The 23,357-nt window shown below is 62.0% G+C and carries 21 protein-coding genes; 11 read left to right on the top strand and 10 right to left on the bottom strand.

The window, feature by feature from the left end:
- Nucleotides 1-83 precede the first annotated feature (83 nt).
- A complete protein-coding gene (locus E2A64_RS05830; protein ID WP_133283453.1) occupies nt 84-1,703 on the bottom strand; it encodes a BCCT family transporter in 1,620 nt (539 codons plus the stop codon).
- Between the two features lie 318 nt (nt 1,704-2,021).
- Nucleotides 2,022-3,203 (bottom strand): YbfB/YjiJ family MFS transporter, encoded by a 1,182-nt coding sequence (locus E2A64_RS05825; protein WP_428977449.1) that lies wholly within the window; start codon nt 3,201-3,203, stop codon nt 2,022-2,024.
- Nucleotides 3,204-3,401: 198 nt separating this feature from the next.
- Here E2A64_RS05825 and E2A64_RS05820 point away from each other — a divergent pair, with 198 nt between their 5' ends.
- The 8 genes from E2A64_RS05820 (at nt 3,402) to E2A64_RS05785 (ending at nt 13,277) form a co-directional block, all read left to right on the top strand.
- Nucleotides 3,402-4,175, top strand: coding sequence for a 3-hydroxybutyrate dehydrogenase (locus tag E2A64_RS05820; RefSeq protein ID WP_133283452.1), 774 nt, complete (start codon nt 3,402-3,404; stop codon nt 4,173-4,175).
- Nucleotides 4,175-5,257, top strand: coding sequence for a patatin-like phospholipase family protein (locus E2A64_RS05815; RefSeq protein WP_133283451.1), 1,083 nt, complete (start codon nt 4,175-4,177; stop codon nt 5,255-5,257). Before E2A64_RS05820 ends, E2A64_RS05815 begins: the two co-directional genes overlap by 1 nt.
- Nucleotides 5,258-5,353: 96 nt before the next feature.
- Nucleotides 5,354-6,847 (top strand): xanthine dehydrogenase small subunit, encoded by a 1,494-nt coding sequence (gene xdhA / locus E2A64_RS05810; protein WP_133283450.1) that lies wholly within the window; start codon nt 5,354-5,356, stop codon nt 6,845-6,847.
- Nucleotides 6,844-9,183: a xanthine dehydrogenase molybdopterin binding subunit gene (gene xdhB / locus E2A64_RS05805; RefSeq protein WP_133283449.1), complete on the top strand. Its 2,340-nt coding sequence runs from the start codon at nt 6,844-6,846 to the stop codon at nt 9,181-9,183. Before xdhA ends, xdhB begins: the two co-directional genes overlap by 4 nt.
- A complete protein-coding gene (gene xdhC, locus E2A64_RS05800; RefSeq protein ID WP_133283448.1) occupies nt 9,180-9,995 on the top strand; it encodes a xanthine dehydrogenase accessory protein XdhC in 816 nt (271 codons plus the stop codon). Before xdhB ends, xdhC begins: the two co-directional genes overlap by 4 nt.
- 99 nt (nt 9,996-10,094) lie before the next feature.
- Complete coding sequence (locus E2A64_RS05795) at nt 10,095-10,574, top strand: MarR family winged helix-turn-helix transcriptional regulator (protein ID WP_133283447.1); 480 nt, start codon at nt 10,095-10,097, stop codon at nt 10,572-10,574.
- Nucleotides 10,571-11,713: an HlyD family secretion protein gene (locus E2A64_RS05790; protein ID WP_133283446.1), complete on the top strand. Its 1,143-nt coding sequence runs from the start codon at nt 10,571-10,573 to the stop codon at nt 11,711-11,713. The genes E2A64_RS05795 and E2A64_RS05790 overlap by 4 nt, the downstream gene beginning before the upstream one ends.
- Before the next feature lie 19 nt (nt 11,714-11,732).
- Nucleotides 11,733-13,277, top strand: a complete 1,545-nt coding sequence (locus E2A64_RS05785) for a DHA2 family efflux MFS transporter permease subunit (RefSeq protein WP_133283445.1) — start codon at nt 11,733-11,735, stop codon at nt 13,275-13,277.
- An 18-nt stretch (nt 13,278-13,295) separates the two neighbouring features.
- Here E2A64_RS05785 and ugpC read toward each other — a convergent pair whose 3' ends face one another.
- The 4 genes from ugpC to E2A64_RS05765 all read right to left on the bottom strand — a co-directional run bounded on the left by ugpC (nt 13,296) and on the right by E2A64_RS05765 (nt 17,516).
- Nucleotides 13,296-14,357 carry a sn-glycerol-3-phosphate ABC transporter ATP-binding protein UgpC gene (gene ugpC, locus E2A64_RS05780; RefSeq protein ID WP_133283444.1) on the bottom strand — a complete coding sequence of 354 codons (1,062 nt, stop codon included), beginning with the start codon at nt 14,355-14,357 and terminating at the stop codon, nt 13,296-13,298.
- An 8-nt stretch (nt 14,358-14,365) separates the two neighbouring features.
- The gene (locus E2A64_RS05775) at nt 14,366-15,208 is read right to left on the bottom strand and encodes an ABC transporter permease subunit (protein ID WP_133283443.1); all 843 of its coding nucleotides are present in this window, start codon (nt 15,206-15,208) and stop codon (nt 14,366-14,368) included.
- An 11-nt stretch (nt 15,209-15,219) separates the two neighbouring features.
- A complete protein-coding gene (locus E2A64_RS05770) occupies nt 15,220-16,101 on the bottom strand; it encodes an ABC transporter permease subunit (RefSeq protein WP_133283442.1) in 882 nt (293 codons plus the stop codon).
- A gap of 107 nt (nt 16,102-16,208) precedes the next feature.
- Entirely contained in the window at nt 16,209-17,516 is a 1,308-nt protein-coding gene (locus tag E2A64_RS05765) for an extracellular solute-binding protein (RefSeq protein WP_133283441.1), read from the bottom strand.
- A 272-nt stretch (nt 17,517-17,788) separates the two neighbouring features.
- On the opposite strand from E2A64_RS05765, the gene E2A64_RS05760 reads away from it, so the two are divergent.
- The 3 genes from E2A64_RS05760 to E2A64_RS05750 are packed head-to-tail and all read left to right on the top strand — an operon-like array spanning nt 17,789 to nt 20,763.
- Complete coding sequence (locus tag E2A64_RS05760) at nt 17,789-19,027, top strand: urate hydroxylase PuuD (RefSeq protein WP_133283440.1); 1,239 nt, start codon at nt 17,789-17,791, stop codon at nt 19,025-19,027.
- Nucleotides 19,024-20,328: a guanine deaminase gene (gene guaD / locus E2A64_RS05755; protein ID WP_133283439.1), complete on the top strand. Its 1,305-nt coding sequence runs from the start codon at nt 19,024-19,026 to the stop codon at nt 20,326-20,328. Before E2A64_RS05760 ends, guaD begins: the two co-directional genes overlap by 4 nt.
- 27 nt (nt 20,329-20,355) lie before the next feature.
- The gene (locus E2A64_RS05750; protein ID WP_342210781.1) at nt 20,356-20,763 is read left to right on the top strand and encodes an OsmC family protein; all 408 of its coding nucleotides are present in this window, start codon (nt 20,356-20,358) and stop codon (nt 20,761-20,763) included.
- Nucleotides 20,764-20,947: 184 nt separating this feature from the next.
- On the opposite strand, the gene uraH is transcribed toward E2A64_RS05750, so the two are convergent.
- The 4 genes from uraH to puuE all read right to left on the bottom strand — a co-directional run bounded on the left by uraH (nt 20,948) and on the right by puuE (nt 23,340).
- On the bottom strand, nt 20,948-21,322 hold the full coding sequence (gene uraH, locus E2A64_RS05745; RefSeq protein WP_133283437.1) for a hydroxyisourate hydrolase: 375 nt from the start codon (nt 21,320-21,322) through the stop codon (nt 20,948-20,950).
- 11 nt (nt 21,323-21,333) lie between these two features.
- The gene (locus tag E2A64_RS05740; RefSeq protein ID WP_133283436.1) at nt 21,334-21,825 is read right to left on the bottom strand and encodes an ureidoglycolate lyase; all 492 of its coding nucleotides are present in this window, start codon (nt 21,823-21,825) and stop codon (nt 21,334-21,336) included.
- Nucleotides 21,822-22,322, bottom strand: a complete 501-nt coding sequence (gene uraD / locus E2A64_RS05735) for a 2-oxo-4-hydroxy-4-carboxy-5-ureidoimidazoline decarboxylase (RefSeq protein ID WP_133283435.1) — start codon at nt 22,320-22,322, stop codon at nt 21,822-21,824. The genes E2A64_RS05740 and uraD overlap by 4 nt, the downstream gene beginning before the upstream one ends.
- Before the next feature lie 103 nt (nt 22,323-22,425).
- Nucleotides 22,426-23,340 carry an allantoinase PuuE gene (gene puuE, locus E2A64_RS05730; RefSeq protein ID WP_133283434.1) on the bottom strand — a complete coding sequence of 305 codons (915 nt, stop codon included), beginning with the start codon at nt 23,338-23,340 and terminating at the stop codon, nt 22,426-22,428.
- Nucleotides 23,341-23,357: the final 17 nt, after the last annotated feature.

The following is a 23,357-nucleotide window of genomic DNA, read 5'->3' as shown; positions in this document are numbered from 1 at the left end:
GCGGCGATGCGGCAATTGGTGGAAGGCACCACGAAAAAGGCCGGCGATTTCGCCGGCCTCTCCCAGTGTCAGGATTATCCGGATCAGGACTTGAGGGCCTTGCGCTCCTCGTTCAGGCCTTTCCAGATCGACCACATCATGACGACCAGCAGGAGCGCGAAGGGCACGCCCGTCGTCACCGCAGCCGCCTGAAGCGCACCCAACCCTCCGCCGATCAGCAGGACGATGGCAACGATGCCTTCGAAGGTCGCCCAGAAAACACGCTGTGCGACCGGGGGCTCCTCGATGCCGCCAGAGGTGATCGTGTCGATCACCAGCGAGCCCGAATCCGACGAGGTCACGAAGAACACCATCACCAGAACGATACCGATGAAGGAGGCGATCTGCGTGAGCGGGTAGGACTTCAGCATCTCGAACAGCATCACCGCCTGATCGGAATCGGCGACCGCCGTGTTGCCGTGGTCGATGACCTGGTCAATCGCCGAACCGCCGAAGGTCGACATCCAGATGATGGAGACGATCGTCGGAATGACGAGCACGCAGGTGATGAACTCGCGCACGGTGCGGCCGCGCGAGACGCGGGCAATGAACATGCCGACAAAGGGCGACCAGGAAATCCACCAGGCCCAGTAAAAGGCCGTCCAGCCCTGCAGGAAATTGGTGTCCGTCCGGCCGAACGGGTTGGACAGCGGCAGGATGTTGGTGACGTAGGCGACCGTGTTCTCCCAGAGGCCGGTCATGATGACGAGCGTCGGGCCGAAGAAGAAGATGAACAACATCAACAGCAGTGCCAGCACCATGTTGATCTCGGACAGCCGCTTGACGCCGGCATCGAGCCCGGCGACCACGGAAGCCAGCGCGATCGAGGTGATGAACAGGATCAACACGATCTTGGCCGTCTCGGTGACCGGAATTCCGAACAGGAAGTTCAGGCCCGCCAAGGCCTGTTCTGCACCGAAGCCGAGCGAGGTCGCCAGGCCGAAGAGCGTGGCGAAGACCGCGAGCGTGTCGATGACGTGACCGGGCCAGCCCCAGATACGTTCGCCGAGCAGCGGGTAGAAGGCCGAGCGCAGGGTGAGCGGCAGGCCGCGATTGTAGCTGAAAAAGGCCAGCGCCAGCGCAACCACGGCGTAGATTGCCCAAGGGTGCGCACCCCAGTGGAAGATGGTCGCGGCCATGGCGTTCAGACGGGCGGCATGCGCGTCGCCTTCCGCACCCGCAAGCGGTGCCCAGTCGGTGCGCACGCCATTCTCCATGACGACGCCGCCGAAGGACGAGGCGTAGTGGGACAACGGCTCGGACACACCGAAGAACATCAGGCCGATGCCCATGCCGGCGGCAAACAGCATGGAAAACCAGCCCATGTAACCGTAGTCGGGCCGCGCTTCGGCGCCGCCGAGACGGATCGAGCCCAACGGCGTGAAGATGAGAATGAGAGAGAACACGACGAAGAGATTGCCGGCAATCAGCAGCATCCAGTCGAACATGTTGGTGATGGCGGGACGAAGCCAGTTGAAGAAGTCCGACGCAGTTTCGCCGAACATCAGCGTCAGAATGACGAAGCCGACGATGACGACGGCGGAAACGAAGAAGACGGGATTGTGGACGTCTAGACCGAGAACCTGAACGTTATCCTGCCCTGCCTCGAAATCGGTATCGATCAGCAGATCGGGATCCTGGTCCTTGTGCATTGGTTCGGACATGTAGCCCCCTTTATCTCGACGCCCCGTGCCGCGGCCAGGTAGCGTCGCTGTTTCTGGGAAGTGACTGCCGGCGACAACGTGCGTCCACAGGCATACCTTCCCCCGTTCCGCGCCGGCATTCATTTGTCCCCGAACACCGGCACACGATTAAGCGACACGAGAAAGTGTCTGCGACTTTCTAGCACAGCCCGGTGCAATTTACGACTTGAGCCTGTCTCGAAAACGACAAAGTCTCGCCACAATTGGCACCGGGCCTCTCACATAGGGCGGCATTAATGGAGGGCAAGCGCCTGTATTTATGGTTTGACTAAAATATACTCAGCCGCGGCGCAGCGGTATTGCAAGGCCCGCCGCCAATACGAGCGCCGCGACCGCGGACATGCTGCCGAGCACGTAATTGCCGGTAAAGTGCGCGAGATTTCCCGCGACCACCGGTCCGATGATCTGACCGACACCGAAGGCGGCCGTCATGAGAGCGAAGGCGCGACGCGGGCTGTCGCCGGCATATTCGCGACCGGCCTGAAGGCCGTAGGCGGTGATCATCACGAATGTCAGCCCCAACAGCACGCCGCCGATCATCGGGCCAACGGGCAATGGCAGCAGCACGCTTGCGGCCACTCCTATCGCCTCTGTCATGCAACCGGCGACGAAGGTCATCACCAGACCGAAGCGTCGTGCGAAAATGCCCCACAGCGCCACGGAAGGAGCGGCTGCGAGACCGGTCGCAAGCCAGACCAGCGCTTCCGAGGTGGACGAGCCGCCCGCTTCCCGCACGATTGCCACGAGAAAGGTGGCGGTCACGATATAGCCGAAGCCGAAGAGACCGTAAGCGACCGTCAGGAGCACAAGAGGCCTTGTCCAGACGAGCGGAGGCTCCTTCCTTACCGGGCCCGTGCGCGATACCTGGCGTGGAAGGAGGACAGCCGCAAGCACGCAACCGCCAAGCGCGGCGATGCCGCCGGCAATCCATGCGCCGCGCCAACCGCCTTCGAACAGAACAACGGCGGCAAAGAGCACTGCAGAAAGCGCGATGCCCAGGCCGACCCCGCCGAAATGTAACGACTGGACGACCGGTCGCCCTCTGGCGAGACCGAAGGACAGCACAAGGGAAGAGGTGAAGATCATCGCAAGTGCACTGGCAACGCCGGCCAGGAAGCGGATGACGGAAAAGGCGAGGATGTTTGTCGTCAGGCTCATCGACAACAGCAGAAGCGCCGTCGCCAGCAGGCCCGACAGCGCCACCCGACGCTCCATACCCTCCGCCCAGCCATAGGCGGCAAGGACCGCACCGACGAGATAACCGACATAATTGGCCGAGGCGACATAGCCGGCTTCCGTCGGCCCCATCGGCACACCGCTCATCATCGCCGGCAGAATGGGGGTGTAGTAGAACCGGCCGAGCCCCATGGCCACAGCCATCGCGACGGCGCCCGCCATGCCGACGAGAGCCGCTGACGGGCCGGCGGGCGAAGGAGTGGATGGCGCGCGATTGGCAGTCATGCCCTCCCTTTGTCTGGCAAAAGCCGGACTGACAAGTCAGAAAGTTTGATGCATGGATCCGCAGGGCGAAGTCCCTCGTCCCGCAGCACATGTCCGAAATTTAATGAACGTTCCCGTGTTGAAGCGGTTGGCGGCTTCCAATTCGCACCTATTTGCAGGTAACAGGAATTGTGCATTGCAGCACGAAAGGAGCATGTCATGAAAACCGCACTTATCACGGGCTCTACCTCCGGCATCGGCTACGGGATTGCCGAAGCCTTCGTCAGGAACGGCTACAACGTCGTCATCAACGGCCTCGGCGATCCCGACGAGATCGAGCAAGAGCGCGCCAAGCTCGAAAATCTCGGCGACGGGCAAGTGATCTACGATCCGGCCAACATGCTCAAACCCGACGAGATTGCCGCCATGGTGGCCAAGGCCGAGAAGACCTTCGGCTCGCTCGATGTCGTCGTTCCCAATGCCGGCATCCAGCATGTCTCCAAGATCGAGGATTTCCCGATCGAGAAATGGGATGCGATCATCGGCATCAACATGTCTTCCGTCTTCCACGTCATCCGATCGAGTTTTGCCGGAATGAAGGCGCGCAAGCATGGCCGCATCATCGCCATCGCCTCGGCCCACGGCCTCGTCGCCTCGCCGTTCAAGAGCGCCTATGTGACCGCCAAGCACGGCGTTCTCGGACTCATAAAGACGGTCGCCCTCGAAGGCGCGGAATTCGGCGTGACGGCCAATGCCATTTGCCCGGGCTATGTCGAAACCCCGCTGGTCAAGGGCCAGATCGCCGACACCGCGAAAGCGCGCAACATGAGCGAGGAGGAGGTCATCCAGAAGGTGATCCTGGAAGCCCAGCCGACCAAGCAGTTTGTGCAGGTCGAACAGATCGCGGCACTCGCCCTGTTCCTTGCAAGCGACCAGGCGGCGCAGATCACCGGCAGCGCGCAATCCATGGATGGCGGCTGGGTGGCCCACTGATGGCCGAGATCAAGCAGATGAACCTCGCGCTTCAGGGCGGAGGCGCTCATGGCGCCTTCACCTGGGGCGTTCTCGACCGCTTGCTGGACGAACCTCATCTCGAGATCGAAGGCGTTTCGGGCACCAGTGCCGGTGCGGTCAATGCAACGCTTCTGGCCCACGGACTGATGGAGGACGGACGCAGGGGTGCGCAGAAATCGCTCGCCGAATTCTGGGAAAGAACCAGCCACGCCGGCTCGATCTGGTCGCCGCTGCCGACCTTGCCGAAATCCCTGATCCCCGGCGGGGACATGATTGCGGCGGCGACCTACACCATCTTCGACACCCTGACGCGGACGTTTTCGCCCTATGAACTCAATCCGCTGGATATCAACCCGTTGCGCGACCTGATCGCCGAATGCGTGGATTTCGACGCCCTGAGGTCCCACGAGGCGATCAAGCTGTTCCTGAGCGCCACCAATGTGCGGACCGGCCGGGTGAAGGTGTTCGATTCGCGTGAGGTCAGCCTCGACGTGGTGATGGCCTCCGCCTGCCTGCCCTTTCTCTACAAGGCCGTCGAGATCGACGGTGAGCACTATTGGGACGGCGGCTATATGGGCAATCCGGCGCTGTTTCCGTTCTTCTATGTCTGCAAGAGCCGCGACGTGCTGATCGTTCACATCAATCCGATGGAGCGCGACGAGGTGCCGATGAGCGCGCCGGAGATCATGAACCGGATCAACGAGATCTCCTTCAACGGCTCGCTGATCAGCGAGCTGCGCGCCATCAACTTCGTCAGCCGCCTGCTCGACGAGGGCTGGCTGAAGGACGATTACAAGGACAGGCTGAAGAAGATCCTCGTTCACTCGATCCGCTCGGACGACAGTCTCGAGGATCTCTCCGTCGCATCCAAGTTCAACGTCGACTGGGCGTTCCTGACCGACCTGCGCGATCGCGGCCGTCTGGCGGCCGAGAACTGGCTCAGGGAGAACCACAAGCATGTCGGCAGGAAATCGACAGTCGATCTTGCCTCCAACTATCTCAGGTCAGCGGACCCGAAAGGTGAAAGACACGAGGTCACGGGAAAGGAAGCGGCGGAGTAAACGTGCCAGGACGCAAAGTTAGCGGCTTTGCATATTTACTTTCGCAAAGGCAGGAGACACGCTAAAGTTTGACCAAACATACAAATTTGGGGTCCCATGTCGTCAGCCATCCGCTCATCAATCCGCTTTCTTCTGAACGATCAAACCGTCGAGCTGTCCGGCTTCGCTCCCGACTTGACGGTGCTCGACTGGTTGCGCATCGAACGCCGTCTGACCGGCACGAAAGAAGGTTGTGCGGAGGGCGATTGCGGAGCCTGCACGGTGCTCGTCGGCAGGATGATCGACGGGATGCTGACCTATGAAAGCGTGAATGCCTGCATCCGCTTCGTCGGCTCGCTCGACGCCACGCATGTGGTCACCATAGAGTATCTCAACCGTCCCGACGGGGAGCTGGCGCCCGTACAGCAGGCCATGGTGGACTTGCACGGATCTCAATGCGGCTTCTGCACGCCCGGCATCGTGGCATCGCTGCAGGCTCTCTGGCTGAGCGATCCGGAGCCCGGTGTCAAGGATGTCGAGCGTGCGCTGCAGGGCAATCTGTGTCGCTGCACCGGCTATGAACCGATCGTTCGGGCTGCCCTCGCTGCATCGAAGATCGAGCCCGACGAAGACAATGACCGGCTGGTCCGCGCCCGCGAGGAAACGGCCCGGAAGCTCATCGAGCTTGCGGACGGCGCCCGTGTCGAAATCGACCATCCCGAGGGCAAAACATTCATACCGGCCAGCGCCGACGATCTGGCCGAAATCTATGAAGCCAACCCGAAGGCAACGCTCGTGGCAGGCTCCACAGATGTGGGCCTTTGGGTGACCAAGGGCATGCGCGCCATCGCGCCGGTGATCTTCGTGGGTCATCTCACCGACCTGCAGACAATCGAAGAAACGGAAGAGGGCCTGAAGATCGGCGCCGGCGTGAGCTATTCGATGGCCCGCGGCGCGATCCTGTCTCAGGTCCCGCAGCTCGCGGAATTGTGGGACCGGCTCGGCGGCGAACAGGTGCGCAACATGGGCACGATCGGCGGCAATATCGCCAACGGCTCGCCCATTGGCGACACCCCTCCCCCGCTGATCGCGCTCGGCGCCACGCTGACACTGCGCAAGGGATCGGCGCGCCGGACGCTGCCGCTCGAAGATTTCTTCATCGCTTACGGCAAGCAGGACCGCGCCGGCGGCGAGTTCGTGGAAAGCGTCACCGTGCCGGCGGTGCCGGAAGATGCGCACTTCGCGGTCTACAAGATTTCCAAGCGGCGCGACGAGGATATTTCCGCGCTCTGTGCCGCCTTCCTGATCGAGCTCGACAGCGACAGCCATGTGGCAACCGCGCGCATCGCATTCGGCGGCATGGCGGGAACGCCCAAGCGGGCCACACATGTCGAAGAGTGCCTGATCGGCGCGCGCTGGGGCTGGACGGCGGTTCAGGCGGCCCAGGCCGAACTCGAGAACGACTATTCGCCGCTGACCGACTGGCGGGCGTCTGCCGACTACCGGATGCGGGTGGCGCAGAACCTTCTGACGCGTTTCTTCCTCGAAACCTCCGGCGCACCGGCCCGGCTCGACACATCCGAGCCGCTGATGATGGAGGCAGGCGAATGAACAAGTCCTTCAAACCCGACGTCAATGCCGAAACTGTCGATGGCGGCGCCCATGTCGCCCGTCCGCATGATTCCGCGATCAAGCATGTCACCGGCAAGGCGATCTATATCGACGACATGGCCGAACCGGCCGGTACGCTTCACGCCTATCTCGGCCTGAGCACGCGCGCGCATGCCCGGATCACCTCCATGGATCTCGCCCGCGTCAGGGCAGCGCCAGGCGTCAAGCTGGTTCTGACGGGCGGGGACGTGCCCGGCATCAACGACATCTCGCCGGCCGGCCTGAATGACGAGCCGGTGCTGGCCGAGGGCGAGGTGAAGTTCTACGGCCAGCCCGTGTTCTGCGTCGTCGCCGAGACCCGGCATCTGGCACGCAAGGCCGCCCAGCTTGCTCAGATCGAATATGAGGACCTGCCCTATGCCACGGACGTGGTGGCCGCGATCGAAGCGGGCCACGACCATGTCTGCACCCCGCTCACGCTCAAGCGCGGCGATGTGGATGCGGGGCTGGCCAGGGCGCCGAACCGGCTGAAGGGCGAGATGCGCGTCGGCGGTCAGGATCACTTCTACCTCGAAGGCCATATCTCCATGGCCATTCCGGGCGAAGACGACGAAGTCACCGTCTGGGCCTCAACCCAGCACCCGAGCGAGATCCAGCACATGGTGGGCCATGCGCTCGGCGTTCCCTCGCACTCCGTCAACGTCCAGGTGCGCCGGATGGGCGGCGGCTTCGGCGGCAAGGAAACGCAGGGCAACCAGTTCGCAGCCCTCGCGGCGATCGCCGCGAAGAAGCTCAACGTGCCGGTCAAGATCCGCCCGGACCGCGACGATGACATGTCGATCACCGGCAAGCGGCACGATTTCCATATCGACTACGATGTCGGTTATGACGACGACGGCCGCATCCTGGCCTTCGACGGTACATTCGCGGCCCGTTGCGGATTTTCCGCCGACCTCTCGGGTCCCGTGACCGACCGGGCGCTGTTTCACGCCGACAACTGCTATTACTATGAGGACGTGCGGCTGGCCTCGCGCCCGATGATGACCAATACGGTCTCCAACACCGCGTTTCGCGGCTTCGGCGGCCCGCAGGGGCTGATCGGGGCGGAACGTGTCATCGAGGAAATCGCCTACAAGCTCGGCCGCGACCCGCTGGATATCCGCAAGATCAATTTCTACGGCGGCGAAGGCCGCAATCTCACGCCCTATCACCAGACCGTCGAGGACAACATCATCGGCCGGATCGTCGAGGAGCTGGAGGAAAGCTCCGACTATCAGGCCCGGCGCAAGGCGATCGTCGCGTTCAACGAAAACAGCCCCGTGATCCGCAAGGGGATAGCGCTGACCCCGGTGAAATTCGGCATCTCTTTCACCGCGACCTGGTACAATCAGGCCGGCGCGCTGGTCCATGTCTATCGCGACGGTTCGCTGCATCTCAACCATGGCGGCACCGAGATGGGCCAAGGCCTGAACACCAAGGTCGCCCAGGCCCTTGCCGAGGAATTCCAGGTCGATTTCGCGATGATCAAGATCACCGCGACCAATACAGGAAAGGTGCCGAACACGTCGGCGACCGCCGCCTCGTCCGGCACCGACCTGAATGCGATGGCTGCCGTCAATGCCGCCCGGCAGATCAAGGAGCGCCTCGTCGATTTCGCCTCGGAGAAATATTCGGTGCCGAAGGAGACCATCGTCTTCGAACCCAACCGAGTGCGGGTCGGCAATCAGGTCTTCTCCTTCGCCGAGTTCATCGACCAGGCCTATATGGCGCGCGTCCAGCTATCGGCGGCGGGCTTCTACAAGACGCCGAAAATCCACTGGGACCGCGCGACAGGCAAGGGACGGCCGTTCTATTACTATGCCTATGGCGCTGCCGTCTCCGAAGTATCCGTCGATACGCTGACCGGCGAATACCAGGTCGACCGCGCCGACATTCTCCACGATGTGGGCAAGTCGCTGAACCCGGCAATCGACAAGGGACAGGTCGAAGGCGCCTTCATCCAGGGCATGGGGTGGCTGACCACCGAGGAACTCTGGTGGGACGACAAGGGAATGCTGCGCACGCACGCACCCTCGACCTACAAGATCCCTCTTGCCTCCGATCGCCCCCGCATCTTCAACGTGAAGCTCGCGGACTGGTCTGAAAACCGGGAAATGACGATCCGCCGGTCCAAGGCGGTCGGCGAACCGCCGTTCATGCTGCCGGTTTCGGTGCTCGAGGCCATCTCCATGGCGGTTGCCTCCATCGGCGATTACCGCACCTGCCCCTGCCTCGATGCCCCGGCCACGCCCGAGCGTGTGCTGATGGCGGTCGAAAGGCTGAAAGCGGGCGCATGAGCTCCGGCCTGAAGGCCTTCCGGGCGTTTGCCGAGGATGCGGGCGCGGACGGTTTCGTCCTGGTCCGCATCACCGAAACCAGGGGGTCGGCGCCGCGCGAGGCTGGGGCCTTCATGGCGGTTTCGGCCAATGCCACCTTCGAGACCATCGGCGGCGGCACCCTCGAATTCGAGGCGATCGACCGCGCGCGCGCCATGCTTGGCGGCGCCGAGACGAGTGACCTCGACTGGGTTCTCGGCCCGGACAGCGGCCAGTGCTGCGGCGGACGCGTGAAACTCTCCTTCGACAGGATACCGGCTGACCGGACCGAACAGGTCGAGATGCTCGTGGCAGGCGAGATCGAACGATACCCTCAAGTCTGGATTTTCGGCGGCGGACATGTGGGGCGGGCGCTGGCGGGTTTCCTGATGGCGCTTCCCGTCGAGGCCCATCTGGTGGAAAGCCGGGAGGCCGAGATCGCGACTGTGCCTGATGGCGTCATCGCCCATCTTGCCGCGATGCCGGAAAGTCTGGTGTCCGCGATCGCGCCCGGCTCGGCCATCGTGGTCCTGACCCATGACCATGCCATCGACTTTCTGGTCGTCGAGGCGGCGCTCGGGCGCGACGACCTCGCCTTCATCGGAATGATCGGCTCGAAAACCAAGCGTGCGACGTTCGAGAGCCGTTATCGCAAGGAAGGCGGCGATCCGGCGCGTCTTTCGAAACTCGTCTCGCCCATCGGCCGCAAGCTCGACGACAAGCGGCCGGAAGTGATCGCCGTGACGATCGCCTCCGAACTGATGGCCGCTTTCTCCGGCCCCTCGCCTGCCTGAGCCGCCAACCTCCCTACCCACGTTTTCGTATAATCTTCGCACGTCCGCGTATGGTCATCCACGTTGATATGATGAGCATGCTTATTATATATCCAGCTCATGACCGACGCGAACATAGAAAATCTGGGTTTCATGGTGCACGACGTGGCGCGGCTTCTTCGCCGCCGCTTCGAAGCACGCGGACGCGAATACGGCCTGTCGGCCGCCCAATGGCGGGCGGCTGTCAGACTGGTCAAGCATGGGCCGATGAGCCAGGCAAAGCTTGCCGAGGTGCTCGAAATCGAACCCATCAGCGTCTCCCGGCTGATCGACCGGATGGAGCAGGCCGGATGGGCTGTTCGCCGGCCCGACGAGAACGATCGCCGCGCCAACGTGATCCATCCCACCGATCTGGCCGTCGACGCCTTTTCCAAGGTGAAGTCGATGGCCGGAGGAATTTACCAGACCGCCCTCGAGGGGCTGAGCCAGGACGAGCGCCGCACGCTGATCAAGGCGCTGGCGACGATGACCGAGAATCTGGCGAAGGACGAGACAGCGTCCGATGAGGCCGCACCTATCAAGAAGCAGGTAGCAAGATGACTATTCAGGAAAAGAAGCCGACCGAAGGCGCTCCCACGGAAGCCCCGGCAGATATCAGGGCGGATGCCCCCACCGCACCGGAAAAGCCGAAGCGCAAGCGCGGACGGCGCTTGGGGCTGATGCTCCTCGTTCCCGCCCTTCTGGTCGGCGTCGGCGGTTACATGTGGGTGAGCGGCGGCCGCTATGAGGAAACGGAAAACGCGAACCTCCTCTTCTCCAAGATCGCCATCGCTTCGGAACTTTCCGGTCGCGTGACCACATCGAACGTGACCAACAACAAGCAGGTCAGGAAGGGCGACGTTCTCTTCCAGGTGGATCCGGCTCCCTTGAAGATCGCCGTCGAACAGGCCAAGGCGGCCATCGAGACCGCGCGGCTGAACGTGACCCAGCTTCGCGCCGGTTACCAGCAGGCGCTCGCCCAGCAGCATGCCGCGGAAAACGATGTGGCCTATTCCCAGGACAACCTGAAGCGCTACAAGACGCTGTCCAACAAGGGGGTGGCGACCGCGTCGAGCTACGACGATGCCACCCATGCCGCACGCAAGGCCGAGGACGCGCTGACGGCGGCAAAGGAAGCCGTCGCCAATGCCAAGGCCGCGCTCGGCCCCGCGCTGGAAGGAGACATCGACGAGCATCCGAGCGTGATCTCGGCCAAGGCAGCCGCGGAGAAGGCCGAGTACAATCTCGAGGTTTCGACTGTCCATGCGCCCGCCGACGGCATGCTCTATGAGGCCGCGGACTTCAAGCCGGGCCGCTTCGTTGCGGCCGGCACGTCGCTCTTCACGCTTGTCGAGACCGAGCAGCCCTGGGTCGAAGCCAACTTCAAGGAAACGCAGCTGACCTACATGGATGTGGACCAGCCGGCCGAAGTCTCCTTCGACGCCTTCCCTGACAGGACGTTCCGCGCAACCGTCAAGTCGATCGGCGCCGGCACCGGTGCGGAGTTCTCGCTGCTGCCGGCGCAGAACGCGACCGGCAACTGGGTCAAGGTGACCCAGCGCATTCCCGTACATCTGAAACTCGACAACGAGGACGCCCATTTCCTGATGCGCTCGGGACTGAGCGCAACGGTTACGGTCGACACCGGCCACAGCCGTCATTTCGGCGATCTGCTGGAATCCGCCCACGCTGCCGAGTAAAGCCTGAAGGCATCCCGCCATGTCCGCCCAAGCCGCTTCAGCCTCCGCGCAGTCGCATGCCGACGTTCCAAATCGCGGCCTGATCACCGTATCGATCATGCTCGCGACGATCATGCAGGTGCTCGACACCACGATCGCCAACGTCGCACTGCCTTCGATGACCGGCGACCTGTCGGCATCGCGTGACACGATCAACTGGGTGCTGACGTCCTATATCGTCGCCGCCGCGATCATGACGCCCGTCACCGGCTGGCTGGCGGACCGCTTCGGCCGCAAGCAGCTTTTCCTGATTGCGATCGCAGGGTTCACCGTGTCCTCGATGGCATGCGGCCTGGCCTGGAATCTGAACGTCATGGTGGGCTTCCGCCTGCTGCAGGGCGTCTTCGGCGCGGCCATCGTTCCCCTGTCCCAGACCTTCCTTCTCGACATCAACCCCAAGGAAAAGCACGGCCAGGCCATGGCGATCTGGGGTGCGGGCATCATGGTCGGGCCGATCGTCGGGCCGACGCTGGGCGGCTATCTGACCGAATATTTCAACTGGCGCTACGTGTTCTTCATCAACCTGCCGGTCGGCATTCTCGCCTTCGCGGGCTGCATCGCCTATCTCCCCGAGGCCGCCAAGCGACTGCGCAAGTTCGACTTCTTCGGCTTTGCCATGCTCTCGCTCGGTGTCGGCGCGCTGCAGCTGATGCTCGACCGCGGCGGCGAGGTCGACTGGTTTTCGGCAATGGAAATCTGGATCGAACTCGCCCTCTGCATCACCGGATTCTGGGTCTTCATCGTCCATATCCTGACGTCGGACGATGCCTTCATCGATCCGAAGATATTCATCGACCGCAATTTCGCGACCGGCCTGATCTTCATCTTCATCGTGGGCATCGTGCTTCTGGCCAGCCTCGCGCTCTTGCCGCCGATGCTGTCGAACATCTTCGGCTATTCGACGATATCTGTCGGTCTCGTCATGGCCCCGCGCGGCGTCGGCACAATGATCTCCATGCTGCTCGTCGGCCGGCTAGTGCGTATCGTCGATCCGCGTCTTCTGGTCACCGCCGGACTTGGGCTGACAGCCTATTCGCTCTACCTCATGTCCGGCTTCACGCCGCAGATGAACAGTCAGCTGATCATCGAGACGGGGATCATCCAGGGGCTGGGGCTTGGCCTCGTCTTCGTGCCGCTGTCGACCGTGGCCTTCGCCACCCTGCCCCCGGTCTTCCGGACGGACGCGACGGCACTCTTCAGCCTGACGCGCAACATCGGTTCGTCGATCGGGATTTCCGTCGTGACCGTGTTCCTGACCCGCAATATCCAGATCAACCACGCGGAACTGTCGACCTTCATCAATCCGTTCAACCAGCAACTGCTCGACGTCATGCCGCAGCAAAACCCGCAAATGCTGGAGGTGATGGACAATCTGGTGAACCAGCAGGCCGCGATGATTTCCTACAATAACGACTTCAAGCTGATGATGATCATCACGCTCGCCGCCATTCCGCTCACGCTTTTTCTGCGCAAGCCGAACCATGCGCCGTCCAAGGACGAAGAAGGCGCGATGGTGATGGAATAGCGACCACAAGCCCGGCCGCTACAGCCGGGCTCCCGTCGCGCCGTCGAACATCAGGACCGGCGACTTCTCGAGATCGAGCCACGCGGTTCCTTCGGGGATCGCGTGTTCGTGCGAGGTGTGCACGGTGAAAGGCTGACCACCGACCGTGCCGTGAAACAGGCGAATGGCGCCCAGCTCTTCCACGTGATTGATGGCAAACGGCAGCGCGCCCTGGGTCTCCGTCGCGAGCATTTTCGCATTTTCCGGCCGCACGCCGATCTTCACCGACCCGGCACGGCCCGTCTCGACCGGAGCGGGCATATCGAGCCCGCCCTTGAGGTAGACGCGGCCATTGCCCTTGTAGTCGGCATCGATGAGGTTCATCGGCGGCGCGCCCATGAAGCTTGCCACGAAGGTGCTCTGCGGCTGGTGATAGATTTCCGACGGCGTGCCGATCTGCTCGATGCGCCCGGCATTGAGCACCACGATGCGATCGGCCATGGTCATCGCTTCCACCTGGTCGTGCGTGACATAGACAGAGGTCACGCCGAGACGGCGCTGGAGCGCGCGGATCTCGATGCGCATCTGGCCGCGCAATTTCGCGTCGAGGTTCGAAAGCGGCTCGTCGAAGAGGAACAGGGCCGGGTTGCGCACGATGGCGCGGCCCATGGCGACACGCTGGCGCTGCCCGCCTGACAGCTGGCTCGGCTTGCGGTCGAGGAACTCCCCGAGATTGAGCATCGTCGCCGCATCGCGAACCGCCTTGTCGATCTCCGCCTTCGACGTGCCACGATTGCGCAGGCCGTAGGCCATGTTGTTGAACACCGTCATGTGCGGATAGAGCGCATAGTTCTGGAACACCATCGCGATGTCGCGCTCGGCGGGCTCGACGTCGTTGACGCGTTTGCCGGCGATTTCCAGATCGCCTTCGGTTATCGCCTCGAGCCCGGCGATCATCCGGAGGATCGTCGACTTGCCGCAACCCGACGGGCCGACGAGCACGAGGAACTCGCCCTTCTCGATCTCGAAACTCGTCGGGCGAACGGCCGTGACGCCGTTCGGATAGGTCTTGGAGACGTTTGTGAGCGTGACCTGTTTCATCGTCGCACCTATTTGTCGCTTTCGGTCAGGCCCTTGATGAACCAGCTCTGGAAGACGATGACGACCAGAATGGGCGGCACCATCGCGAGCACGGCCAGAGCGAAAGCCTGATTGTAATCGGGGATCTGGGCACCGACCCAGACGAGGAGGATCTGCTTGATGCCGCGCACGAGCGTGAAGAAGCCTTCGTCGGTGGTCATCAGCATGGGCCAGAGATACTGGTTCCAGCCGTAGACGAACATGATGATGAAGATCGCGGCCATCATGTTGCGCGACAGCGGGACCAGAATATCGACGAAGAACTTGAAGGGGCCGGCGCCATCGATGCGGGCGGCCTCGAGTATCTCTTCGGGCACGGATTTGAAGAACTGGCGGAAATAGAATGTCCCGGTGGCCGAGGCCAGAAGCGGAACGATGAGGCCCGAATAGGTGTCGACCAGCCCGAGCTTGGTCATCACCTCGTAGGACGGCAGGATGCGCACCTCGAGCGGCAGAAGCAGCGTGGTGAAGATCATCCAGAAGAACACCACACCCATGCGGAAGCGGAAATAGACGATCGCATAGGCTGCCAGCATCGAAAGGACGATCTTGCCGACGGCGAAGCCGATGCCGAGGATGAAGGAGTTCTTCAGCATGGCGAGGCCGGTGACCTTGCCGGTAAAGCCGCCCTTTTCGAAGAGCACCTTGTCATAGGTCTGGACAAAGTCATTGCCCCAGCTCGCCATCAAACCCTTCATGTGGATCTCGTAGGGATCGTGCGTCGAGGTCAGGAAGGCGACGAGGATCGGACCGACCATGAAGGCGACGCCGAGAAGAAGGACGACATGATCGAAGAAACGTGTGCGGTTCATCGCTGCCGTCCTCAATTATAGTGCACGCGCCGCTCGATGAAGCGGAACTGGAAGACGGTGAGCACGAAGACCACCAGCATGAGAATGACCGACTGGGCCGAGGATCCGCCGATATCGTTGCCGCGGAAGCCGTCCATATAGACCTTGTAGACGAGCGTGATCGGGTTGTTGGCAGCCTTGTCCTTCACCGTCGTGTCGATGATGCCGAAGGTGTCGAAGAGCGCGTAGGTCATGTTGATGATCAGAAGAAAGAACGCCGTGGGCGACAGGAGCGGCAGGATGACCGTCCAGAACCGGCGTATCGGCGAGCGGCAGTCGATCGCAGCCGCCTCGACGACCGAACGGGAAATTCCCTGGAGGCCAGAGAGGAAGAAGATGAAATTGTAGGGGATCTGCTTCCACACCGAGATGGTGATCATGGTGATCGCCGTATCCCAGTAGTCGATGCCGACCCGCATTTCCCAGCCGAACCAGGCCGCGAGTTTGACGAACGGGCCGATATGCTGGTCGAAGAACATCACACCGATCAGACCGGCGACCGGCGGTGCCACGGCGTAGACCGAGATCAGGAGCGTCTTGTAGGCGCTCGATCCGCGGATGACCTTGTCCGCCTTGACGGCCAGAAGCAGGCCTATCGACAGCGAAAGGACAGTCACCAGCAGCGTGAAGATGACCGTGAAATTGACGATCTTGAGATATTCCGCGGAGGTCAGGATATCGTGGTAGTTCGACAGGCCGACAAAGGTGGCGCCGAAACCGAAGGGATCCTCGATATAGAAGGACGACTGGATCGCCTGCGCGGAGGGCCAGTAGAAGAAGATGACGATCACCGCCATCTGCGGAAGGATCAGCAGAAAGGGCAAAAGCGGGCGGTTGAATTGAACGCGTTTCATGAACGGCCGTATCCGGATCTTCCAGCGAGCGGGGCGGAAGACGCCTCACCGCTCAATGCGGCACCCGGGGTGATCTGCCCCGGGCGCCGGTTTGATCGCGACTGAAATCAGCCGGACGTCTTGGCAAAGCGCGACAGCAGCTGGTCGGCTTCGTTCTTGATGGTTTCCATGGCTTCCGCAGGGGTGGTTTCGCCCGAGAAGATGCGGCCGTATTCACGTTCCATCACTTCGCGGATCTGCGGGTAGAAGCCGAGACGGTAGCCCTTGTTCCACTCGCCACCCGGCAGGGAAAGCTGCTTGATGCCGACTTCGGCAACCGGCTTTTCGTCGTAGTATCCCTGCTCCTTGGCGAGGCCGTAGGCCGCCTCGGTGACAGGCACGTAACCGGTGGACTTGTGGTAGAACACCTGGATTTCCGGCGAGGTGAGGAACTGGAAGAAGGCGGCGGTGCAGTTGTTTTCAGCGTCCGGCTTGCCGGCCATCGCAAAGAGGGCCGCGCCACCGATGAAGGAGTGCACGCCAGCGCCGTCGATCGAGTTCCAGTAGGGAAGGAAGGTCGCATCGAACGGCATCTGAGCCGTCTTCTGCAGGCCGCCGAAGGAACCCGACGAACCGATCCAGAGTGCAGCCTTGTTTTCCTCGAAGACCTTCTGGTTATCCGACCAGCCGGCACCGTAATAGCCGAAATAGCCTTCGTCGGCCCAGGCCTTGAGCTTGTCGTACATCATGACGTGCTCGGGCGCGGTGACATTGATCGTGGTGTCGATCACGCTGTCATAGCCGTTGTTGTTGGAGGCGAACTGGACGTCGTTGCGCGAGAAGAAGTTCTCGGTGAACTCCCAGGTCAGCTGCGACTGGACGAGCGGCACGTAGCCAGCTTCCTTGAGCTTCGGTGCGATGGACTCGAATTCTTCCCAGGTCTTGGGAGCCTCGACACCGGCTTTTTCAAGCGCCTGAGTGTTGATGTACATGATCGGCGCGGACGAATTGAACGGCATGCCGATGAACTTGCCGTCGGCATCGGCGTAGAAACTGCGCACACCCGCGATGAAGGCGTCACGATTGAACTCGTGGCCGGCATTCTTGATCAGGTCTTCGGCAGCGATGGTTGCGCCCTTGGCGTTGATGATGGTGGCGGCGCCCGCATCGAACACCTGAAGGATGTTGGGTTGCTCGCCCGAGCGGAAAGCGGCGATGCCGGCGGCAAGCGCTTCCTCGTAGGTGCCCTTGGATACCGGGGTCAGGCTGCATTCGCTCTGGGCATCGTTAAACTTGGTGGCGATCTCGTTGATCACGTCGCCATTGTGGCCACTCATGCCGTGCCACCAGGTGATGTCGGTCTGGGCCTGGGCGGCGGAGCTTGCAAGCACGCCGGCTGCAACGGAAACGGACAGAAGGACTTTGTGTCCAGACATTGGGCTTCTCCGATTTCTTGTTCGGGAGTGAGGGTCGAAATGCCCGTTCCGTCTAGGCCCGCCCTGTTTCGGTTCGGTGACGCTTTTGTATCGTTTTTATGAAACCCGCCTTCTCTCCACAGAGGCGCTGGCCCGCATGCGCGAGGCACGGTAAGGAAGGTCTTTCCAAGCGCATGCGTCTCGCGCATGATGCGGCGCAGCTGTGTATATTAGCGGTCGGAGGGGTGTCCGGACGCACTTCGATTATGACAAGGACTTTGGGGGTATTACGGATGTACGAGTTTGCGATTGCCTGGGAATGGATGGCCTTCGCCGTCCGTTGGCTGCATGTGATCACCGCGATCGCATGGATCGGCTCGTCATTCTATTTCATCGCGCTCGATCTGGGATTGAGACAGCGCCCCGACCTGCCCGAAGGGGCCCATGGCGAGGAATGGCAGGTCCATGGCGGCGGCTTCTACCATATCCAGAAATATCTGGTGGCGCCCAAGGAGATGCCCGAGCACCTGACCTGGTTCAAATGGGAATCCTATGCCACCTGGCTGTCCGGCTTCGCGATGCTCTGTGTTGTCTATTACGCCGGAGCGGAGCTCTTTCTCATAGACCCCGAAAAGATGGAACTGCCGGTCTGGGCCGCGATCGCCATCTCCTTCGGCTCGATCGCCCTCGGCTGGGTCGTCTACGATCTGCTCTGTAAATCGCCCATCGGCGAGCATACGAACGGGTTGATGCTGGTCCTGTTCGCCATCCTGGTCGGCATGGCCTGGGGCTACAATCAGGTGTTCACCGGTCGCGCCGCGCTGCTGCATCTGGGTGCCTTTACCGCCACGATCATGACCGCCAATGTCGCCCATATCATCATACCGAACCAGAAGATCGTGGTCGCCGACCTGATCGCCGGACGCACACCGGACCCCAAATACGGCAAGATCGCCAAACAGCGCTCGACCCACAACAACTACCTCACCCTGCCGGTCCTCTTCCTGATGCTGTCGAACCATTATCCGCTGGCATTCGCGTCTCAGTACAACTGGGTGATCGCGAGCCTGGTCTTCCTGATGGGCGTGACGATAAGGCACTGGTTCAACACGCGGCACGCGCGGCGGGGCAGCCCGTACTGGACCTGGCTTGCGACCGCGATCCTGTTCATCTGCATCATGTGGCTGTCGACCATCCAGGCACCGGTCAATGAAGACGCCGAGGCGGCAGCACTGCCCGCGGGGTTCACCCGCTTTGCAGAGAACGCCCATTTCGATGCCATCACGGAAACAGTGACAAGCCGGTGCTCGATGTGTCATGCCGCAGAACCCGTCTGGGAAGGCATTCACCGCGCGCCGAAAAACGTGAAACTGGAAACGCCGAACGAGATTGCCATGCATGCCCGAGAAATCTACCTCCAGGCCGGCCGCGCCCACGCCATGCCGCCAGGCAACATCACGATGATTTCCGGCGAGGAACGCCGGCTGATCGTCGCCTGGTACGAATCCGCAGTTTCGGGCGAGGCACAATGACGGCCAAGATACTTCGCGGACGGCTTCTGTCGTTCGTATCGCGTCCCGCCGACCGGGCCGACACCGCAAGCTATTTCTACGAGGAAGACGGCGCGCTGCTGATAGCGGAGGGACGGATCGCTTCCTGCGGCACCTTCCAGGACATCAGGGGCGAAGCGGCTGACGATATCGAGGTCATCGATCACCGGCCGCATCTGATCATGCCGGGCTTCATCGACCCGCATATCCATTTCCCGCAGATGCAGGTCGTCTCCTCCTACGCGGCGAGCCTGCTCGAATGGCTCAACACCTACACCTTCGTCGAGGAGCAACGCTTCGCCGGCAGGGAACATGCGGAGCGTTTCGCAGGGCTGTTCTTCGACGAATTGCTGCGGCACGGCACCACGACCGCCTCGGCCTTCTGTTCGGTCCACCCGGCGTCTGCGGACGCCTTCTTCGAAACCGCCTGCCAGCGCAAGCTGATGATGATCGGCGGCAAGGTGATGATGGACCGCAATGCGCCGGGCAAGCTCACCGACACGCCCGAGAGCAGCTACGAGGACACCAAGAAGCTCATCTCGCGCTGGCATGGCCGCGGCCGTTCGCTGGTGGCGATCACGCCACGCTTCGCGATCACCTCGACGCCGGAACAGTTGGAAATGGCGCAGACGCTGGCCGGGGAATTCCCTGACCTGCACATCCAGACGCATCTGTCGGAGAACGATGCCGAGATCGAGCTCACGATGAAGCTCTATCCCGAGGCGAAGGACTATACCGACATCTACGCCCACTACGGACTGCTGGGCAGAAAGACGCTTCTGGGGCACGCCATCCACCTCTCGGACCGTGAAATGGGCGCGATCGCCGAAGCCGGTTCGATTGCCGTGCACTGCCCCACGTCGAACCTCTTCCTGGGTTCCGGGCTTTTCGACCTCAAGCGGATCGATGCCCACAATGTGCGGGTCGCGGTCGCCACGGATATCGGCGGCGGCACGAGCTATTCCATGCTGCGCACGCTCGACGAAGCCTACAAGATCCAGCAATTGCAGAAGAACCGCCTCTCCCCCATCGAAAGCTTCTGGTGGGCGACGCGCGGCAATGCCGAAGCCCTGGGGCTCGAAAAGCGGATCGGCACGCTGGCCGCAGGAACCGATGCCGATCTCATCGTCCTGGATTCCGGATCCACCCCGACAATGGCCATTCGAAAGGAAACGGTGGGATCCCTCGAGGAGGAACTGTTCCTCCTGCAGACCATGGGCGACGACCGTTCCATCCGCGAGGTCTATGTCGCGGGCCGCGCCTCGCATCCCGACCGGCGCTGACGAACCGCAAGGCAGGAGAGGCACATCATGGAAACCACGGTCGAGCTGCGCAATGTTCCGGGAACGGGAGCGGCCATGGGTTGGGCCGGCGGCCATACCGTCGTCATCGATCGGCACGAAGGCAAGGCCGGCGGCTCCGGGCTCGGCTTCAGCGGCGCACAAATGCTCGCCCTCGCCATGGGCGGCTGCTTCTGCAACAGCCTGCGTTTTGCCGCCGAATCCCTCGGGATCGAGGTCGATACGCTGGAAGTCACGGTTACGGTGAAACTCGGCGGCGAGCCGCTCGTCACACAGGAAGCGCATCTTTCCGTTCACTGCACCCGCAAGGACGGCGGCGACACTGCCGAACTCGTCGCAAGGGCGGAACAGACCTGCATGGTCGCCAATACGCTTCAGCGAGGCGTGAAGGTGACGGTCGGACATCGGGCGGCCTGAGCCGGCGAAGCTTCAGCCGAACTAATCACCTTCTGTCACGAAACCGTCTTAACCATTTGTTAACCAAGCTGTTGCAAGCTGTTCTTCAGCAGCAGTCTTCGGATTGTTTAGGGTCGCGTGTGCACGGATGTACTGCCACGCGGCTTTTGCTTTTTCTGGCCATGAAATTTCAGTCGAACCTGCCTCAGCTGCCACGATAGGTGGAATAGCTGTAGGGCGAGACGAGCAGCGGCACGTGATAGTGGCTCTGTGAATCGGCGATCCCGAAGCGGATCGGGATGACGTCGAGAAAAGCCGGATCCGGTAGTGTTACGCCGTTCTCGCGGAAATAATCGCCAGCATGGAATACCAGGCGGTAGGTGCCCGCACGCATTTCCATGCCGAGCAGCAATGCGCCGTCCACGCGGCCATCATAGTTGGTCACAACCGACCGGATCGAGACCCATTCGCCGTTCTCCAGACGAAAAAGCTCGATCTGCATGCCCGACGCGGGCTGGCCGCTCGCGGTGTCGAGAACGTGGGTGGTCAGGCGGCCTTCGCCCTGCTTGACGTTCGTCATGTCAGTCTCCCTCACGGTGCTGTCAGAATATAGGGGGCCGGATAATCGGCCTCTTCCAGATTGTTGCCCGGTCCTTCGCGGTCCACGACCAGAAAGTCGCTCACCCTACCGACGGCGATCAGCGGATGGTGCCAGACATTCCGACCATATTGCAGGCCGACATTGCCCGGGACGACAAAGGCGCGCGGCGCGCCGGGTCTGCCGCTCTCGTCGCCGGCCACGACCGCGATCCAGTCCCCGCCCGTGACAGGGAAAAAGGCCTGACTGCCGAGCGGGTGTCGCTCCATCATGCCGACCCGGTACGGAAACCGGCGTGGTTGCCCGCGAAACAGCGAGACGATAGTCCTGCCGTCCTCCGTTTCGGTATCGGCCGTCGCCAGTGCATGAAAGCGTTCGGTCGTGCCGCCATTGATCATGCGCAGTTCGGCGCCCTCGATGGTCATCACCTCGCCGAAAGGCGCGAATACCTCCCTGCCGATGGGTTCGCAGACGAGGGCCGTCACGCAGCGTCTCCCTTGATCATGTCGGCGATACGGAACCCGGCGATGCGCTCGACCTGGCCGCAGGCGACGTCGAACTCGTCGTCCTCGGAATGGGTCACGCGCTCCTCGAAAGCTTCGAGGATGGAGGTCTTGTCATGCCCCCTGACCGCGATGATGAAGGGAAATCCGAATTTTTCCATGTAGCGCTGATTGAGCTCGGTGAACCGTTCCAGCTCTTCGGGCGTCAGCCGGTCGAGACCGGCGCCGGCCTGCTCTGCCCTGGACGAGGCGGTGAGCTGGTTTGCGAGCGCCAGGCGTCCGGCCAGGTCCGGGTGCGCCCGCAGCACCTCCGTACGCGCCTTGCGGCTTGCGGTCCTAAATTCCGCGCACATGGCTTCGTGGACGCCGACACTCGTCAAGGGGTCATCGATGCGATCGTGATCCCAGGCACGTTCGGCGATCCAGGGCGAGTGTTCGAACACGCCGCCGAACTGCTCGACAAATTCCTCTCGGGTCATGGCTGGTCTCCGTCTGGGCCGTTTCACCTTCACATGCAAAGCTGTAGCCTCATCAGGCTACCGAATTCACGCAGGCATTCCGGTTGTTCACAATCGAGATCGGCTATTTCGGCGGGTGCCGGGTGAGCCAGTGATTGGCGATATCGATGCGGCGGCAGACCCATGCCTTGTCATGCGACGCCACATAATCGAGGAAACGCGCAAGGGCAGCCGCGCGGCCGGGACGTCCGACCAGACGGCAGTGAAGGCCGATCGACATCATCTTGGGGCTGCCTGCGGCCCCTTCGGCCATCAGCACGTCGAAACTGTCCTTGAGATAGGCGTAGAACTGGTCGCCCGAGTTGAAACCCTGTGGAGTGGCAAAGCGCATGTCGTTGGCGTCGAGCGTATAGGGCACGATCAGATGCGGCCCGTTTGGACCGTCAACGTAATAGGGCAGTTCATCGGCGTAGGAATCGGCCGAATAGACGAAGCCGCCCTCTTCCATCACCAGTTTCAGCGTATTGGCGGAGGGCTTGCCCTGATAGATGCCGAGCGGACGCGAGCCGGTGGCCTCGGTATGGAGGCGCACGCATTCGGCGATGTGACGGCGCTCTTCCTCCTCGGCGAAGTCCTTGTACTCCAGCCAGCGCAGACCGTGACTGGCGATTTCCCAGTCGGCTTCCTTCATGGCCGCCACGGCTTCGGGATTGCGCGCCATGGCGAGTGCCACACCGTAGACGGTCAGCGTCATGTTGCGCTCGGTGAACATCCGCCACAGCCGCCAGAAGCCGGCGCGCGAACCGTATTCATAGATCGATTCCATGTTGAGATTGCGCTGCCCCGGCCATGGCTGCGCGCCGACGATCTCCGACAGCAGCGATTCCGATGCGGGGTCGCCATCGAGGATATTGCTTTCGCCGCCTTCCTCGTAGTTGAGCACAAACTGAACGGCGAGATGTGCGCCGTTCGGCCAATCTGCGAAGGGGACCTCGCGGCCATAGCCGACAAGATCGCGCGGATAAGTGTCGTTCGTCATGAAATGTCCCTGCCTCA

Source organism: Pseudohoeflea suaedae (genome assembly GCF_004354915.1).
GTDB lineage: Bacteria > Pseudomonadota > Alphaproteobacteria > Rhizobiales > Rhizobiaceae > Pseudohoeflea > Pseudohoeflea suaedae.
Note: the sequence above shows the minus strand (reverse complement) of the source record. Positions and strands in the feature narration are given on the sequence as shown.